Source organism: Enterobacter cloacae complex sp. FDA-CDC-AR_0164 (assembly GCF_003071645.1).
GTDB classification, from domain to species: Bacteria; Pseudomonadota; Gammaproteobacteria; order Enterobacterales; family Enterobacteriaceae; genus Enterobacter; species Enterobacter ludwigii.
Map to the genome: position 1 here is coordinate 2,678,094 of NZ_CP028950.1, position 13,051 is coordinate 2,691,144.

Sequence of the window (13,051 nt, forward strand, 5' to 3'; positions counted from 1 at the left end):
GATGGGCGCTGAAAAGCGCGCCGGCAGGCCTTTCACTCAGGATTGCTGGCGAACATCACAGAATTTATGACGTGAGGAATTGATGCAAACAGTTAAACAAAGCGCAATGGCGTTATTTTTGACGGTGATCCCCTTTGCTGTCGTCGCGCATCCTCACAGTTTTATCAGCCTGAAAACCGAGCTGGTAACGGACGGAACGCAGCTCAGTGGCCTGAAAATGCGCTGGACGATGGATGAAATCACCTCGGCTGACCTGCTGTACGATGCCGGGAATGCAAAACCCGGGGATGAAATCTGGAAAAAGCTGGCGGCGGAAGTGATGGCCAACGTGCTTGGTCAGCACTATTTCACCGAGTTCTGGCATAACGGACAAAAAGTGAAATTTATGAATCGGCCGACGGAATATGGCATGACCCGCGACGGACATCAGGCGGTACTGACGTTTGTCCTGCCGCTGGCGCATCCGCAACCGCTGGCTGGGCAGACCTATACGTTTTCCACCTTTGATCCCACTTACTATGTCGATATGCATTACGCAGAGGGGAGTGATGTGACGCTACCGGCAGCCCTGCAAAAAACCTGCAAGATGGCAATGCACACGCCAAAACCGAGCGAAGAGACGCTCAATTTTGCGGTCTCTCTCGATAAAGAAGATGCACCACCCGAAGACATGGAGCTGGGTAAACAGTTCGCACAGCAGGTGACGTTGCAATGTCAGTGATCGCGTCTCCGGCACGAAAATCACGCCGCTGGCTTCATCTCTGGCCGCTGGCGCTCTTTTTGCTGCTGGCCGTGTGCGGCGCGTTGTGGCTATGGCACGCCTGGCCGCAGGTGATGATGAAAAGCATTGTCTGGCAGCGCGAGGTCAACCAGCAGATGAGTGGCTTACTGAAGGCGGTGGCGGAAAACCCGACGAAGGCAGGCGGTTCTCTTCTGGCCTTCAGTTTTCTCTACGGTGTCCTGCATGCGCTGGGGCCGGGACACGGCAAAATCGTGATCGCGACCTGGCTTGCGACCCATCCGTCCAGGCTCAAATCAAGCATTGGATTGACCCTCGCATCTTCGCTGCTTCAGGGCGGCGTGGCGATTGCGCTGGTGGTGGTCGTCCTGTCGTTATTACGCCTTCCTGCTCGTCAGCTGCATATCAGCAGTTTCTGGCTGGAGAAGGGCAGTTACGCGCTGGTCGGTGTGCTGGGCTTGCTCCTGTGCTGGCGGGCACTGAAAAAACTGCGGGCTTTACTGCACAAACCCCAGTTCAGGGCTTTTACGCCGCACCATGAACACACTGCGAACTGCGGCTGTGGGCATCAGCATCTGCCGACGCAGGCGCAGCTGCAGAACGGTGATGACTGGCGAGCGCGGCTGATGGTTGTGCTCTCAATGGGCATGCGTCCGTGTTCAGGGGCAATCATGGTGCTGCTGTTCAGTAAGGTGATGGGTGTATTTGGCTGGGGAATGCTCTCGGCATTGGCCATGGCGGCCGGGACGTCACTCACGATTTCGTCACTGGCACTGCTGGTGCACAGTTTCCGTCAACTGGCGGTCAAACTCAGCGGCAATAAAACGCCGGTGCTGTGGCGGCAGGTCGGATGGACAACGCTCGCGCTGGCGGGCGGGATGATTCTGCTGGTGGCTGCGGTAACGATGTGGATGAGCGCGGTGCCGGTGGGAAGGGGATTAAGGCCGTTTTAGTCAGGTACAGCATGGTGCCCTTTCCCGGCGGGAGAGGGCACCGCAGGCTGGATTAACGCTTCAGCGCGTCGCTCAGCTCATCACGCATGTTTGCCAGCATGGCTTTAACAACACGTGGGTTACCTGCAACGATGTTGCCGGTCGTCAGATGGTTGTGTCCGCCGGTGAAATCGCAAACAATGGCGCCTGATTCACGCGCGATCAGCTCGCCCGCTGCAAAATCCCACGGCTTCAATGACAGCTCAAAGTAACCGTCAACGCGACCGGTAGCCACATAGGCCAGGTCCAGCGCGGCAGAACCGGTGCGACGGAAGTCCGCGCATTCGGTGAACAGTTTGCCCAGAATATTCATGTAAGTGGTTGCGTGCTGCTTCGCCTTGAACGGGAAGCCGGTCGCCAGAATGGTACCGTCGAGGTCGCGTGCATTGCTGCAGCGCAGACGGTAGCCGTTCAGCTGCGCGCCCTGACCGCGGGTTGCGGTGAACAGTTCGTTACGCATTGGATCGTAAACCACGGCGACTTCAGTACGGCCTTTAATGCGTACTGCGATAGACACGGAGAAGTGTGGCAGACGTTTGACGAAGTTGGTGGTGCCATCCAGTGGATCGATAACCCATTGAACATCCTGATCGGTACCTTCAAGTTCACCGCTTTCTTCGGTGATGATGGTGTGCTGCGGGTAAGATTTGCGGATGGTATCGATAATAATCGCTTCAGCGGCTTTATCGACGTTGGTTACGAAATCATTGCTGCCTTTCTGGCTGGTTTCAACAGAATCTGGCGTTTCGTAGTGTTTGGCAATTACATTACCCGCCTTGCGCGCTGCGCGCACGGCGATGGTCAGCATCGGATGCATCGGTCTCTCTCACTGGATGTTAAAGAACGGGAAAATCGGCGCAGAGTATAGCAGCGAGATCGGAATATGTCTCTCGTTTATGATAATATGGCCGAATATTCTTCAGACACAGAATCCAGACATTAAAACTATGCTGCAAAACATTCGAATCGTGCTGGTCGAAACATCGCACACTGGCAATATGGGCTCCGTAGCCCGCGCTATGAAAACTATGGGCTTAACGAACCTGTGGCTGGTTAACCCACTGGTGAAACCCGACTCACAGGCTATCGCTCTGGCTGCGGGCGCCAGCGATGTCATTGGTAACGCGCAGATCGTGGATACTCTGGACGAAGCCCTGGCAGGGTGCAGTCTGGTGGTCGGGACCAGCGCCCGCTCCCGTACACTGCCGTGGCCGATGTTGGATCCGCGTGAATGCGGTCTGAAAAGCGTCTCTGAAGCCGAACAGGCTCCTGTAGCGCTGGTGTTTGGCCGTGAACGCGTGGGCCTGACCAACGATGAACTGCAGAAGTGCCATTACCACGTGGCCATTGCCGCTAACCCGGAATACAGCTCCCTGAACCTGGCAATGGCCGTTCAGGTGATTGCCTATGAAGTGCGTATGGCGTGGCTGGCGACGCAGGAAAAAGCAACGGCAGAGCCGCAGGAAGAGGCCGTCTACCCGCTGGTGGACGATCTGGAGCGCTTCTATGGTCACCTGGAGCAGACCCTGCTCTCTACCGGTTTCATCCGTGAAGGTCACCCGGGGCAGGTAATGAACAAGCTGCGCCGCCTGTTTACCCGTGCACGTCCGGAAAGCCAGGAACTGAACATTCTGCGCGGGATTCTGGCGTCGATTGAGCAAAAGAATAAAGAGTAGTGCCCATCCTGGTGATACGGCACGGAAGGTTAAATACCTGACTAAAACAGTCAAGTAAATAGTTGACCATTTTAGTCAGGAATGTCAGACTTGGCCCTGCTATGCAATACCCCCATTTTACTATAAAAAACCCCGGGCAGGGGCGAGTTTGAGGTTAAGTAAGACATGAGACTGACATCTAAAGGGCGTTATGCCGTGACCGCGATGCTGGACGTTGCGCTCAACTCCGAAGCGGGCCCGGTTCCGTTGGCTGATATTTCTGAACGACAAGGGATCTCCCTCTCCTATCTGGAGCAGCTGTTCTCCAGACTGCGTAAAAATGGACTGGTTTCCAGCGTTCGTGGCCCAGGCGGCGGTTATCTGCTGGGTAAAGACGCGGGCAGTATTGCAGTTGGCGAAGTGATCAGTGCCGTTGACGAATCCGTTGATGCGACCCGTTGCCAGGGTAAAGGCGGCTGCCAGGGCGGCGATAAGTGCCTGACCCACGCGCTGTGGCGCGACCTGAGCGATCGTCTGACCGGCTTCCTGAACAACATCACCTTAGGTGAACTGGTAAATAACCAGGAAGTTCTGGATGTCTCTGGCCGTCAGCACAGCCAGGACTCCCAACGCAGCACCCGCGGGCAGGACGCGATCGACGTCAAATTACGCGCGTAATAAAAAGATAAGTATTTCAGAATCAGGCCGGAGCGTTCGCTCGCTCCGTGTACTCGGTCGTACATCCAGCCGGTTGCCTGATTCCTTGCATTGAAGCGATGTACGGAGTTTATAGAGCAATGAAATTACCGATTTATCTCGACTACTCCGCAACCACGCCGGTGGACCCGCGTGTTGCCGAGAAAATGATGCAGTGTCTGACCCTGGACGGAAACTTTGGTAACCCAGCTTCCCGTTCACACCGTTTTGGCTGGCATGCTGAAGAGGCGGTAGATATCGCCCGTAATCAGATTGCTGACCTGGTGGGTGCCGACCCGCGTGAGATTGTATTCACCTCCGGTGCGACCGAATCCGATAACCTGGCGATCAAAGGTGCGGCCAACTTTTATCAGAAAAAAGGCAAGCACATCATCACCAGCAAAACCGAACACAAAGCCGTGCTGGACACCTGCCGTCAGCTCGAGCGTGAAGGTTTCGACGTGACTTACCTGGCACCACAGAGCAACGGTATCATCGACCTGAAAGAGCTCGAAGCGGCCATGCGTGATGACACCATTCTGGTCTCCATCATGCACGTAAACAACGAAATTGGCGTTGTGCAAGATATCGCGACCATCGGCGAAATGTGCCGTGCGCGCGGCATCATCTACCACGTAGACGCCACCCAGAGCGTGGGCAAACTGCCTATCGATCTGAGCCAGCTGAAAGTGGACCTGATGTCCTTCTCCGGCCACAAAATCTATGGCCCGAAAGGTATTGGTGCACTGTACGTTCGTCGTAAACCGCGTATCCGCATCGAAGCACAGATGCACGGTGGCGGTCACGAGCGCGGTATGCGTTCCGGTACGCTGCCTGTTCACCAGATCGTGGGTATGGGCGAAGCTTACCGTATTGCGAAAGAAGAGATGGAAACCGAGATGTCGCGCCTGCGCACGCTGCGTAACCGTCTGTGGGATGGCGTGAAAGATATGGAAGAAGTGTATCTGAACGGCGATCTCGAACAGGGCGCACCAAACATTCTCAACGTCAGCTTCAACTATGTTGAAGGTGAATCGCTGATTATGGCGCTGAAAGACCTGGCGGTTTCTTCCGGTTCTGCCTGTACGTCTGCAAGCCTGGAGCCATCCTACGTGCTGCGCGCACTGGGCATGACTGACGAGCTGGCACACAGCTCTATCCGTTTCTCTTTAGGTCGTTTCACTACCGAAGAAGAGATTGACTACACCATCAAGCTGGTTCGCAACTCCATCGGTCGTCTGCGTGACCTTTCTCCACTGTGGGAAATGTTCAAGCAGGGCGTGGATCTGAACAGCATTGAATGGTCACATCACTAATCGGTACATAAGGAGAATTCAACATGGCATACAGCGAAAAAGTTATTGATCATTACGAGAACCCGCGCAACGTTGGCTCTTTTGACAACAGCGACGAAAGCGTAGGTAGCGGTATGGTCGGTGCGCCAGCGTGTGGCGACGTGATGAAGCTGCAGATTAAAGTCAACAATGAAGGTATCATTGAAGACGCGCGTTTCAAGACCTACGGCTGCGGTTCTGCTATCGCCTCCAGCTCCCTGGTCACCGAATGGGTGAAGGGCAAGTCTCTGGACGAAGCACAGGCAATCAAGAACACGGATATTGCTGAAGAACTCGAACTGCCACCCGTGAAAATTCACTGTTCTATCCTGGCAGAAGACGCGATCAAAGCCGCCATTGCGGATTACAAAAGCAAACGTGAAGCAAAATAATTGAGGTTTGAGTATGTCGATTACCCTTAGCGACAGCGCTGCCGCGCGAGTAAGCTCTTTTCTGGCGAACCGTGGTAAAGGCTTTGGCCTGCGACTGGGCGTACGTACCTCCGGCTGTTCTGGTATGGCTTACGTACTGGAGTTTGTTGACGAACCGGCGTCTGATGACACCGTGTTTGAAGACAAGGGCGTGAAGGTGGTGGTCGATGGCAAAAGCCTGCAATTCCTCAATGGCACTCAGCTGGACTTTGTAAAAGAAGGCCTGAACGAAGGGTTCAAATTCACGAACCCGAACGTCAAAGACGAGTGTGGTTGCGGCGAAAGCTTCCACGTTTAACCGCGCGTCATCCGAAACCCCACCGCAGGACTCCTGCGCGTGGGGTTTGTTCTAACAGGCTACCCCTGAGATTGTTATGGATTACTTCACTCTCTTCGGACTACCCGCTCAATACCCGATTGATCTGCAGGCGCTGACGATCCGCTTCCAGGATCTGCAGCGTCAGTATCATCCGGATAAATTCGCCAGTGGTACTCAGTCAGAGCAATTGGCTGCGGTATCGCAATCTGCGACCATCAATCAGGCCTGGCAGACGCTGCGCCATCCACTGTCTCGCGCTGAGTATCTGCTCTCGCTTCATGGCTTTGATCTGGCGAGTGAACAGCACACCGTGCGTGATACGGCGTTTTTGATGGAACAGCTGGAACTGCGTGAAGAGCTGGATGAGATTGAACAGGCCAAAGATGAAGCGCGTCTGGAAAGCTTCATCAAGCGCGTAAAAGGCATGTTCGATACCCGCCATCAACTGATGGTGGAGCAACTGAACAACGAGACCTGGGATGTGGCGGCAGACACTGTGCGCAAACTCCGTTTTCTCGATAAACTGCGAAGCAGTGCTGAACAACTCGAAGAAAAGCTGCTCGATTTTTAATTTCGGAAGCAATTATGGCCTTATTACAAATTAGTGAGCCTGGCTTAAGTGCCGCACCGCACCAGCGTCGTCTGGCGGTAGGTATTGATCTGGGCACCACCAATTCTCTCGTGGCGACCGTGCGAAGCGGCCAGGCGGAAACGCTGGCTGACGAGCAGGGCCGTCATCTGCTGCCTTCCGTGGTCCACTACCAACAGCAGGGCCACGCGGTTGGCTACGACGCACGCGCGAACGCCGCGCGCGATCCGGCGAACACCATCAGTTCCGTAAAACGCATGATGGGCCGCTCCCTCGCCGATATTCAGACCCGTTATCCGCATCTGCCGTATCAGCTGCAGGCCAGTGAAAACGGCCTGCCAATGATTGCCACGGCAGCGGGGCTGCTGAACCCGATCCGCGTTTCTGCTGATATCCTCAAAGCGCTGGCGGCGCGTGCTACGGCAACGCTCGGCGGCGATCTCGATGGCGTGGTCATTACCGTTCCGGCCTACTTTGATGATGCACAGCGTCAGGGCACCAAAGACGCGGCGCGTCTGGCGGGACTGCACGTTCTGCGCCTGCTGAACGAACCGACGGCGGCCGCCATTGCCTACGGCCTGGACTCCGGTCAGGAAGGGGTGATTGCGGTTTACGATCTGGGTGGCGGGACCTTTGATATTTCTATCCTGCGCTTAAGCCGTGGGGTGTTTGAAGTGCTGGCTACCGGCGGTGATTCTGCGCTGGGTGGCGATGACTTCGACCATCTGCTGGCCGATTTCATTCGTGAACAGGCGGGTATTCCCGATCGCAGCGATGCACGCGTGCAGCGTGAACTGCTGGACGTGGCCATCGACGCGAAAATCGCGCTGAGCGATGCGCAGTCTGTCACCGTCAACGTGGCGGGCTGGCAGGGGGAAATCACCCGGGAACAGTTTAACGACCTGATCGCGCCTTTGGTGAAACGCACTCTGCTGGCCTGCCGTCGCGCACTGAAAGATGCGGGCGTTGAGGCTGACGAGGTGCTGGAAGTGGTCATGGTTGGCGGCTCCACGCGCGTACCACTGGTGCGTGAACGGGTGGGTGAATTCTTTGGCCGCACGCCGCTGACGTCCATCGACCCGGATAAAGTGGTTGCCGTGGGCGCGGCTATCCAGGCGGATATTCTGGTCGGCAACAAGCCGGACAGCGAGATGTTGCTGCTGGATGTTATTCCGCTCTCCCTGGGTTTAGAAACCATGGGGGGACTGGTGGAGAAAGTCATTCCGCGTAACACCACCATTCCGGTGGCGCGTGCACAGGAATTCACCACCTTCAAAGACGGCCAGACCGCGATGTCCATCCATGTGATGCAGGGCGAGCGCGAGCTGGTGCAGGACTGTCGTTCACTGGCGCGCTTTGCGCTGCGCGGTATTCCTGCGCTGCCTGCGGGCGGTGCGCATATTCGCGTTACCTTCCAGGTGGATGCGGACGGCCTGCTGAGCGTCACGGCGATGGAGAAATCCACCGGCGTTGAGTCGTCTATCCAGGTGAAGCCGTCCTACGGCCTGACCGATGGTGAGATCGCCTCCATGATTCAGGATTCAATGAGCTACGCCGAACAGGATGTGAAGGCGCGTATGCTGGCAGAACAGAAAGTTGAAGCCGCACGCGTGCTGGAAAGTCTGAACGGTGCGCTCGCTGCCGACGCCGCGCTGTTAAGCGCCGCTGAGCGTCAGGTGATTGACGAGGCTGCCGCGCGCTTAAGTGCAGTGGCCGAAGGCAATGATGCTGATGCAATAGAAGAAGCCATTAAAAACGTTGATAAACAAACCCAGGACTTTGCTGCTCGCCGCATGGACAAATCTGTCCGCGTCGCGCTGAAAGGCCAGTCCGTGGACGAGGTTTAATATGCCAAAGATTGTTATTTTGCCTCATGCGGACCTCTGTCCGGATGGTGCTGTTCTGGAAGCGAAGACCGGTGAGACCATTCTCGATGTTGCCCTGCGTAACGGTATCGAAGTGGAACACGCCTGTGAAAAATCCTGTGCCTGCACAACCTGCCACTGCATCGTGCGTGAAGGTTTTGACTCTCTGGCCGAGAGCACCGAAGATGAAGACGACATGCTGGATAAAGCATGGGGTCTGGAGCCAGACAGCCGTTTGAGCTGCCAGGCTCTGGTGACCGATGAAGATCTGGTCGTGGAATTCCCACGCTACACCATCAACCACGCACGCGAGCACTGATATGGGACTGAAGTGGACTGACAGCCGTGAAATCGGCGAAGCGCTCTACGACGCTAACCCGGATCTCGATCCTAAAACCGTACGCTTCACCGATATGCATCAGTGGATCTGCGATTTAGACGATTTTGACGACGATCCAAACGCATCCAATGAAAAAATTCTGGAGGCGATTCTGTTAGTCTGGTTAGATGAAGCAGAATAAATCACCTTACGGGCTGCCTTCAGGCGGCCCGTTTGCTAATAAGGATAAATAAAATGACCGAAGCGATGAAGATTACGATCTCGAATCAGCCTGCTGACGCGCGCTGGGGCGAGAAAGCCACCTACAGTATCAACAACGACGGTATTACCCTGCACCTGACTGGCAACGATGATTTGGGTCTGATCCAGCGCGCGGCGCGCAAAATTGATGGTCTGGGCATTAAACATGTCACCCTGGACGGCGAAGGCTGGGATATCGACCGCAGCTGGGCATTCTGGGCGGGTTACAAAGGACCGAAAGGCAGCCGTAAAATCGAGTGGGCGACGCTCGACGAAGCGGGTCAGAAAGAGCTGGAAAGCCGTCTGACCATTATCGACTGGGTGCGCGATACCATTAACGCCCCGGCAGAAGAGCTGGGTCCTGAACAACTTGCGCAGCGCGCCGTTGACCTGCTGTGCGGCGTGGCCGGCGACAAAATGTCTTACCGCATCACCAAAGGTGAAGACCTGCGCGAGCAGAACTATATGGGGATCCACACCGTGGGTCGCGGTTCCGAGCGTCCTCCGGTATTGCTGGCGCTGGATTACAACCCAACCGGTGATAAAGCAGCACCGGTATTTGCCTGCCTGGTCGGGAAAGGCATCACGTTCGATACCGGCGGTTACAGCCTGAAGCAGAGCGCGTTCATGGACTCCATGAAGTCCGATATGGGCGGTGCAGCAACCATCACCGGCGCGCTGGCGTTTGCCATTACGCGCGGTCTGAACAAGCGCGTGAAGCTTTACCTGTGCTGTGCGGACAACATGGTGAGCGGTAATGCCTTTAAGCTCGGCGACATCATTCGCTACCGTAACGGTAAAAACGTGGAAGTCATGAACACCGATGCGGAAGGTCGTCTGGTGCTGGCTGATGGTCTCATCGACGCGTCTGCGCAGAAGCCAGAGCTGATTATCGACATGGCGACCCTGACCGGTGCGGCGAAAACCGCGCTGGGCAACGACTACCATGCGCTGTTCAGCTTTGACGACAAACTGGCAGCCCGTCTGCTGGCAAGCGCGGCCGCGGAGAACGAACCGTTCTGGCGTCTGCCGCTGGCCGAATTCCACCGCAGCCAGCTGCCGTCTAACTTCGCCGAACTGAACAATACCGCGAGCGCAGCCTATCCGGCGGGTGCGAGCACGGCGGCCGGCTTCCTGTCTCACTTCGTTGAGAACTATCACGAAGGCTGGTTGCACATCGACTGCTCCGCAACCTACCGTAAAGCGGCCGTTGAGCAGTGGTCTGCAGGGGCAACGGGACTGGGCGTGCGTACTATCGCGAACCTGCTGACTGCCGAGTAATTGTCTTTGTCCGGCGGCGCTGTGCTTGTCCGGGCCTACGGTTTTGTAGGCCTGTTAGCCTTGCGCCAGCCGACATTATCTTGAAGTAGCCAAACTATGTCTGAAACGAAAAACGAATTAGAAACTCTGCTGGAACAGGCGGCGACCGAACCTGCCCACCGTCCGGCATTTTTCCGCACGTTGCTGGAGTCCACCGTCTGGGTTCCGGGTACCGCAGCGGAAGGCGAACAGGTTGTTGAAGACAGCGCGCTGGACCTGCTCCACTGGGAGAAAGACGACGGCACTTCGGTGATCCCGTTCTTCACTTCGCTGGAAGCGCTGCAGCAGGCTGTTGAAGACGAGCAGGCGTTCGTGGTGATGCCGGTGCGCACTCTCTTCGAAATGACGCTGGGCCAGACCTTGTTCCTCAACGCCAAACTGCCAACCGGGAAAGAGTTCACCCCGCGTGAAATCAACCATCTGATTGGCGAGGAGGGCAACCCGCTCAGTACGCAGGAAGTGCTGGAAGGGGGCGAAACGCTGCTGTTGTCTGAAGTAGCCGACCCCCCTGCGCAGATGATTGATTCGCTGACCACGCTGTTCAAAACCCTCAAACCCGTGAGGCGCGCGTTCCTCTGCTCTGTTAAAGAGAGCACGGATGAACAGCCGGTACTGCTGATTGGCATTGAAGCAGACGGCGATATCGAGGAGATTATTCAGGCTGCGGGCAGTGTTGCCACCGATACGCTGCCGGGTGATGAGCCGATCGATATCTGTCAGGTGAAGAAGGATGAGAAGGGCATCAGCCACTTTATTACCGAACACATCACGCCGTTTTACGAGCGTCGCTGGGGCGGATTCCTGCGCGATCTCAAAACCACCCGCATTATCTGATTACGCGGGGTGATTTTTCACCCCGTCGCTTCCAGCAGCAATAAATCCATCAGCAGGACCAGATTCGACTCAAACGACGTCACGCCAGCGGCTTCTGCGGCGTAATGTACCGCCTCGTCATATAAGGCAAAGTGCAAATCTGCCTTTCCCGCCAGCGTATTGGCCGAAGCGCGCGTAAAAGCCACGACCGTCATACCCACGTTTTTAGCGATTCGCGCTTTATCCAGCACCTGTTCGGTTTCCCCGCTGCGTGAGACGGCGATAAACACCTGATACCGCGCAGCGTTGCTGAGGAAAATGTTTCGGCTATCGCCCGGCCCGGAAATAAACGCCGTTTTGCCCAGCACCTGCAATTTCTTGGTGAGGTACTCGGCGAAGAGATAAGAGAAGCCGGCGCCATAAAGAAAGAAGCTCTCTTTCTGGCGCAGTAACGTCGAAAATTGCGCGCGCTTCTCCTGCGTTACCCACTGAAAGGTTTGCTGATAGTTCGCGATAAATTGACTGAAAAGCTCCGGCAGTTCGGGGCGCTGTTGTGCCTGCGCGGCGATATACGGCGTCTCGGTTAACAGCTGTTTGCAGTGCCAGATAAATTCGCTAAAACCGCTGAAGCCTAATTTCTGACACAGACGCATAATGGTAGCGGTTGAGACGAACGTCGCCTGCGCCAGTTCGCGCACCGTAATATTGCCCACCAGCAGAGGATGCTCTGTGAGGTGGGCCAGCACGCGATATTCCGCGCGGGTCAGTGACGCCCCGCGCGTTAACAGCGTGGCCAGACGGTTATCCATTATTTGGCCGGTTCAACGGGCAAATCGTCTCGTGCACCCCATTCACTCCAGGCGCCATCATAGAGCGTCACGTCGTTTACACCGAGTGTGGCGAGCGCCAGAATCACCACGCAGGCCGTGACGCCGGACCCGCAACTGGCAATAATGGGACGATGCAAATCCACGCCCTGACGATCAAAAATGGCGCGCAGCTCATCGGTCGTTTTTAATTCACCTTCAAACACCAGATCGCCCCACGGCACATTCAACGCGCCGGGAATATGGCCGCGCTTCAGCCCCGGACGCGGTTCATCCGCCTGGGCGTTAAAGCGCGCTGCAGGGCGGGCATCGACAATTTGCGCCGTTTTTTCATGGCTGACCACCAGCACGTCGGTCAGACGTTTTACCTGATGCGCATCAAACGTCGCGTCGAACTCGCCTTCCGGCAGCGTCACGTCGCCCTGCTGCAATGGCAGTTCATCACGCTTCCAGCCCGCGAGACCGCCTGCAAGAATTGAGACTTTCTCCACGCCAAAGTTTTTCAGCATCCACCAGGCGCGCGGTGCGGAGAAGAGGTTACCTTCATCGTAAACCACGAGGTGTTTGTCACGATTAACGCCAAGTTCGCGCATCGCCACGGAGAACGCTTCCGGGCGCGGCAGCATGTGCGGGAGAGGGGAGTTATGGTCGGACAGAGCTTCAATATCAAAAAATACCGCGCCCGGCAAATGCCCTGCGCGGTATTCTGCGACCATATCGCGAAGATGTTCCTGCCCGGCAGGTGCCATACGCGCGTCAATAATCTGTACTTCCGGATCGTCACCGTGCTCAATCAGCCAGTCGGCGGCGACAAAATATGAGGTGGACATGGGTTGCCTCCATTCTTTTCCGTAAAAAAGGATTGTCGGTGTTTTTTCTGACACCGACAAG

The 13,051-nt window shown here is 56.1% G+C and carries 16 protein-coding genes; 13 read left to right on the plus strand and 3 right to left on the minus strand.

What is annotated here, in order from left to right; all coding sequences use genetic code 11:
- Positions 1 to 82: 82 nt before the first annotated feature.
- Both AM410_RS13220 and AM410_RS13225 read left to right on the plus strand, forming a co-directional pair.
- A complete protein-coding gene (locus AM410_RS13220) occupies positions 83 to 721 on the plus strand; it encodes a DUF1007 family protein (protein ID WP_047955965.1) in 639 nt (212 codons plus the stop codon).
- The gene (locus AM410_RS13225; RefSeq protein ID WP_025203459.1) at positions 712 to 1,692 is read left to right on the plus strand and encodes a nickel/cobalt transporter; all 981 of its coding nucleotides are present in this window, start codon (positions 712 to 714) and stop codon (positions 1,690 to 1,692) included. The genes AM410_RS13220 and AM410_RS13225 overlap by 10 nt, the downstream gene beginning before the upstream one ends.
- Positions 1,693 to 1,744: 52 nt before the next feature.
- Here AM410_RS13225 and suhB read toward each other — a convergent pair whose 3' ends face one another.
- On the minus strand, positions 1,745 to 2,548 hold the full coding sequence (gene suhB, locus AM410_RS13230; protein WP_020883019.1) for an inositol-1-monophosphatase: 804 nt from the start codon (positions 2,546 to 2,548) through the stop codon (positions 1,745 to 1,747).
- 130 nt (positions 2,549 to 2,678) lie between these two features.
- Between suhB and trmJ the strand changes: the two genes are divergently transcribed.
- From trmJ to sseB, 11 genes are all read left to right on the plus strand, one after another.
- On the plus strand, positions 2,679 to 3,407 hold the full coding sequence (gene trmJ, locus AM410_RS13235; RefSeq protein ID WP_032669904.1) for a tRNA (cytosine(32)/uridine(32)-2'-O)-methyltransferase TrmJ: 729 nt from the start codon (positions 2,679 to 2,681) through the stop codon (positions 3,405 to 3,407).
- 165 nt (positions 3,408 to 3,572) lie between these two features.
- Positions 3,573 to 4,064: a Fe-S cluster assembly transcriptional regulator IscR gene (gene iscR / locus AM410_RS13240; RefSeq protein ID WP_020883021.1), complete on the plus strand. Its 492-nt coding sequence runs from the start codon at positions 3,573 to 3,575 to the stop codon at positions 4,062 to 4,064.
- Between the two features lie 119 nt (positions 4,065 to 4,183).
- Positions 4,184 to 5,398, plus strand: a complete 1,215-nt coding sequence (gene iscS, locus AM410_RS13245) for a cysteine desulfurase (protein ID WP_073396249.1) — start codon at positions 4,184 to 4,186, stop codon at positions 5,396 to 5,398.
- 23 nt (positions 5,399 to 5,421) lie between these two features.
- Positions 5,422 to 5,808, plus strand: a complete 387-nt coding sequence (iscU, locus tag AM410_RS13250) for a Fe-S cluster assembly scaffold IscU (RefSeq protein ID WP_003860661.1) — start codon at positions 5,422 to 5,424, stop codon at positions 5,806 to 5,808.
- Positions 5,809 to 5,821: 13 nt separating this feature from the next.
- On the plus strand, positions 5,822 to 6,145 hold the full coding sequence (gene iscA, locus AM410_RS13255) for an iron-sulfur cluster assembly protein IscA (RefSeq protein ID WP_003860659.1): 324 nt from the start codon (positions 5,822 to 5,824) through the stop codon (positions 6,143 to 6,145).
- A 76-nt stretch (positions 6,146 to 6,221) separates the two neighbouring features.
- Positions 6,222 to 6,737, plus strand: a complete 516-nt coding sequence (gene hscB / locus AM410_RS13260; RefSeq protein ID WP_014171181.1) for a co-chaperone HscB — start codon at positions 6,222 to 6,224, stop codon at positions 6,735 to 6,737.
- Positions 6,738 to 6,751: 14 nt separating this feature from the next.
- Positions 6,752 to 8,602, plus strand: coding sequence for a Fe-S protein assembly chaperone HscA (gene hscA / locus AM410_RS13265; RefSeq protein ID WP_020883023.1), 1,851 nt, complete (start codon positions 6,752 to 6,754; stop codon positions 8,600 to 8,602).
- A gap of 1 nt (position 8,603) precedes the next feature.
- The gene (gene fdx / locus AM410_RS13270; RefSeq protein WP_014171179.1) at positions 8,604 to 8,939 is read left to right on the plus strand and encodes an ISC system 2Fe-2S type ferredoxin; all 336 of its coding nucleotides are present in this window, start codon (positions 8,604 to 8,606) and stop codon (positions 8,937 to 8,939) included.
- Between the two features lies 1 nt (position 8,940).
- Complete coding sequence (gene iscX, locus AM410_RS13275) at positions 8,941 to 9,141, plus strand: Fe-S cluster assembly protein IscX (protein ID WP_014171178.1); 201 nt, start codon at positions 8,941 to 8,943, stop codon at positions 9,139 to 9,141.
- Positions 9,142 to 9,194: 53 nt separating this feature from the next.
- Positions 9,195 to 10,481 carry an aminopeptidase PepB gene (gene pepB / locus AM410_RS13280; RefSeq protein WP_020883024.1) on the plus strand — a complete coding sequence of 429 codons (1,287 nt, stop codon included), beginning with the start codon at positions 9,195 to 9,197 and terminating at the stop codon, positions 10,479 to 10,481.
- Positions 10,482 to 10,577: 96 nt separating this feature from the next.
- Complete coding sequence (gene sseB / locus AM410_RS13285; protein ID WP_025203462.1) at positions 10,578 to 11,354, plus strand: enhanced serine sensitivity protein SseB; 777 nt, start codon at positions 10,578 to 10,580, stop codon at positions 11,352 to 11,354.
- 17 nt (positions 11,355 to 11,371) lie between these two features.
- Here sseB and AM410_RS13290 read toward each other — a convergent pair whose 3' ends face one another.
- Entirely contained in the window at positions 11,372 to 12,142 is a 771-nt protein-coding gene (locus AM410_RS13290; RefSeq protein ID WP_073396248.1) for a MurR/RpiR family transcriptional regulator, read from the minus strand.
- Positions 12,142 to 12,990: a 3-mercaptopyruvate sulfurtransferase gene (sseA, locus tag AM410_RS13295; protein WP_025203463.1), complete on the minus strand. Its 849-nt coding sequence runs from the start codon at positions 12,988 to 12,990 to the stop codon at positions 12,142 to 12,144. Before sseA ends, AM410_RS13290 begins: the two co-directional genes overlap by 1 nt.
- Between the last annotated feature and the right edge of the window lie 61 nt (positions 12,991 to 13,051).

What these genes read in the sequence shown, in the direction of transcription:
- sseB (WP_025203462.1), top strand. Translation starts at nt 10,578, where the DNA reads ATGTCTGAAACGAAAAACGAATTAGAAACTCTGCTGGAACAGGCGGCG.
- iscU (WP_003860661.1), top strand. Translation starts at nt 5,422, where the DNA reads ATGGCATACAGCGAAAAAGTTATTGATCATTACGAGAACCCGCGCAAC.
- suhB (WP_020883019.1), bottom strand. Translation starts at nt 2,548, where the DNA reads ATGCATCCGATGCTGACCATCGCCGTGCGCGCAGCGCGCAAGGCGGGT.
- hscA (WP_020883023.1), top strand. Translation starts at nt 6,752, where the DNA reads ATGGCCTTATTACAAATTAGTGAGCCTGGCTTAAGTGCCGCACCGCAC.
- trmJ (WP_032669904.1), top strand. Translation starts at nt 2,679, where the DNA reads ATGCTGCAAAACATTCGAATCGTGCTGGTCGAAACATCGCACACTGGC.
- AM410_RS13290 (WP_073396248.1), bottom strand. Translation starts at nt 12,142, where the DNA reads ATGGATAACCGTCTGGCCACGCTGTTAACGCGCGGGGCGTCACTGACC.
- iscS (WP_073396249.1), top strand. Translation starts at nt 4,184, where the DNA reads ATGAAATTACCGATTTATCTCGACTACTCCGCAACCACGCCGGTGGAC.
- AM410_RS13220 (WP_047955965.1), top strand. Translation starts at nt 83, where the DNA reads ATGCAAACAGTTAAACAAAGCGCAATGGCGTTATTTTTGACGGTGATC.
- hscB (WP_014171181.1), top strand. Translation starts at nt 6,222, where the DNA reads ATGGATTACTTCACTCTCTTCGGACTACCCGCTCAATACCCGATTGAT.
- iscR (WP_020883021.1), top strand. Translation starts at nt 3,573, where the DNA reads ATGAGACTGACATCTAAAGGGCGTTATGCCGTGACCGCGATGCTGGAC.
- iscX (WP_014171178.1), top strand. Translation starts at nt 8,941, where the DNA reads ATGGGACTGAAGTGGACTGACAGCCGTGAAATCGGCGAAGCGCTCTAC.
- fdx (WP_014171179.1), top strand. Translation starts at nt 8,604, where the DNA reads ATGCCAAAGATTGTTATTTTGCCTCATGCGGACCTCTGTCCGGATGGT.
- sseA (WP_025203463.1), bottom strand. Translation starts at nt 12,990, where the DNA reads ATGTCCACCTCATATTTTGTCGCCGCCGACTGGCTGATTGAGCACGGT.
- iscA (WP_003860659.1), top strand. Translation starts at nt 5,822, where the DNA reads ATGTCGATTACCCTTAGCGACAGCGCTGCCGCGCGAGTAAGCTCTTTT.
- AM410_RS13225 (WP_025203459.1), top strand. Translation starts at nt 712, where the DNA reads ATGTCAGTGATCGCGTCTCCGGCACGAAAATCACGCCGCTGGCTTCAT.
- pepB (WP_020883024.1), top strand. Translation starts at nt 9,195, where the DNA reads ATGACCGAAGCGATGAAGATTACGATCTCGAATCAGCCTGCTGACGCG.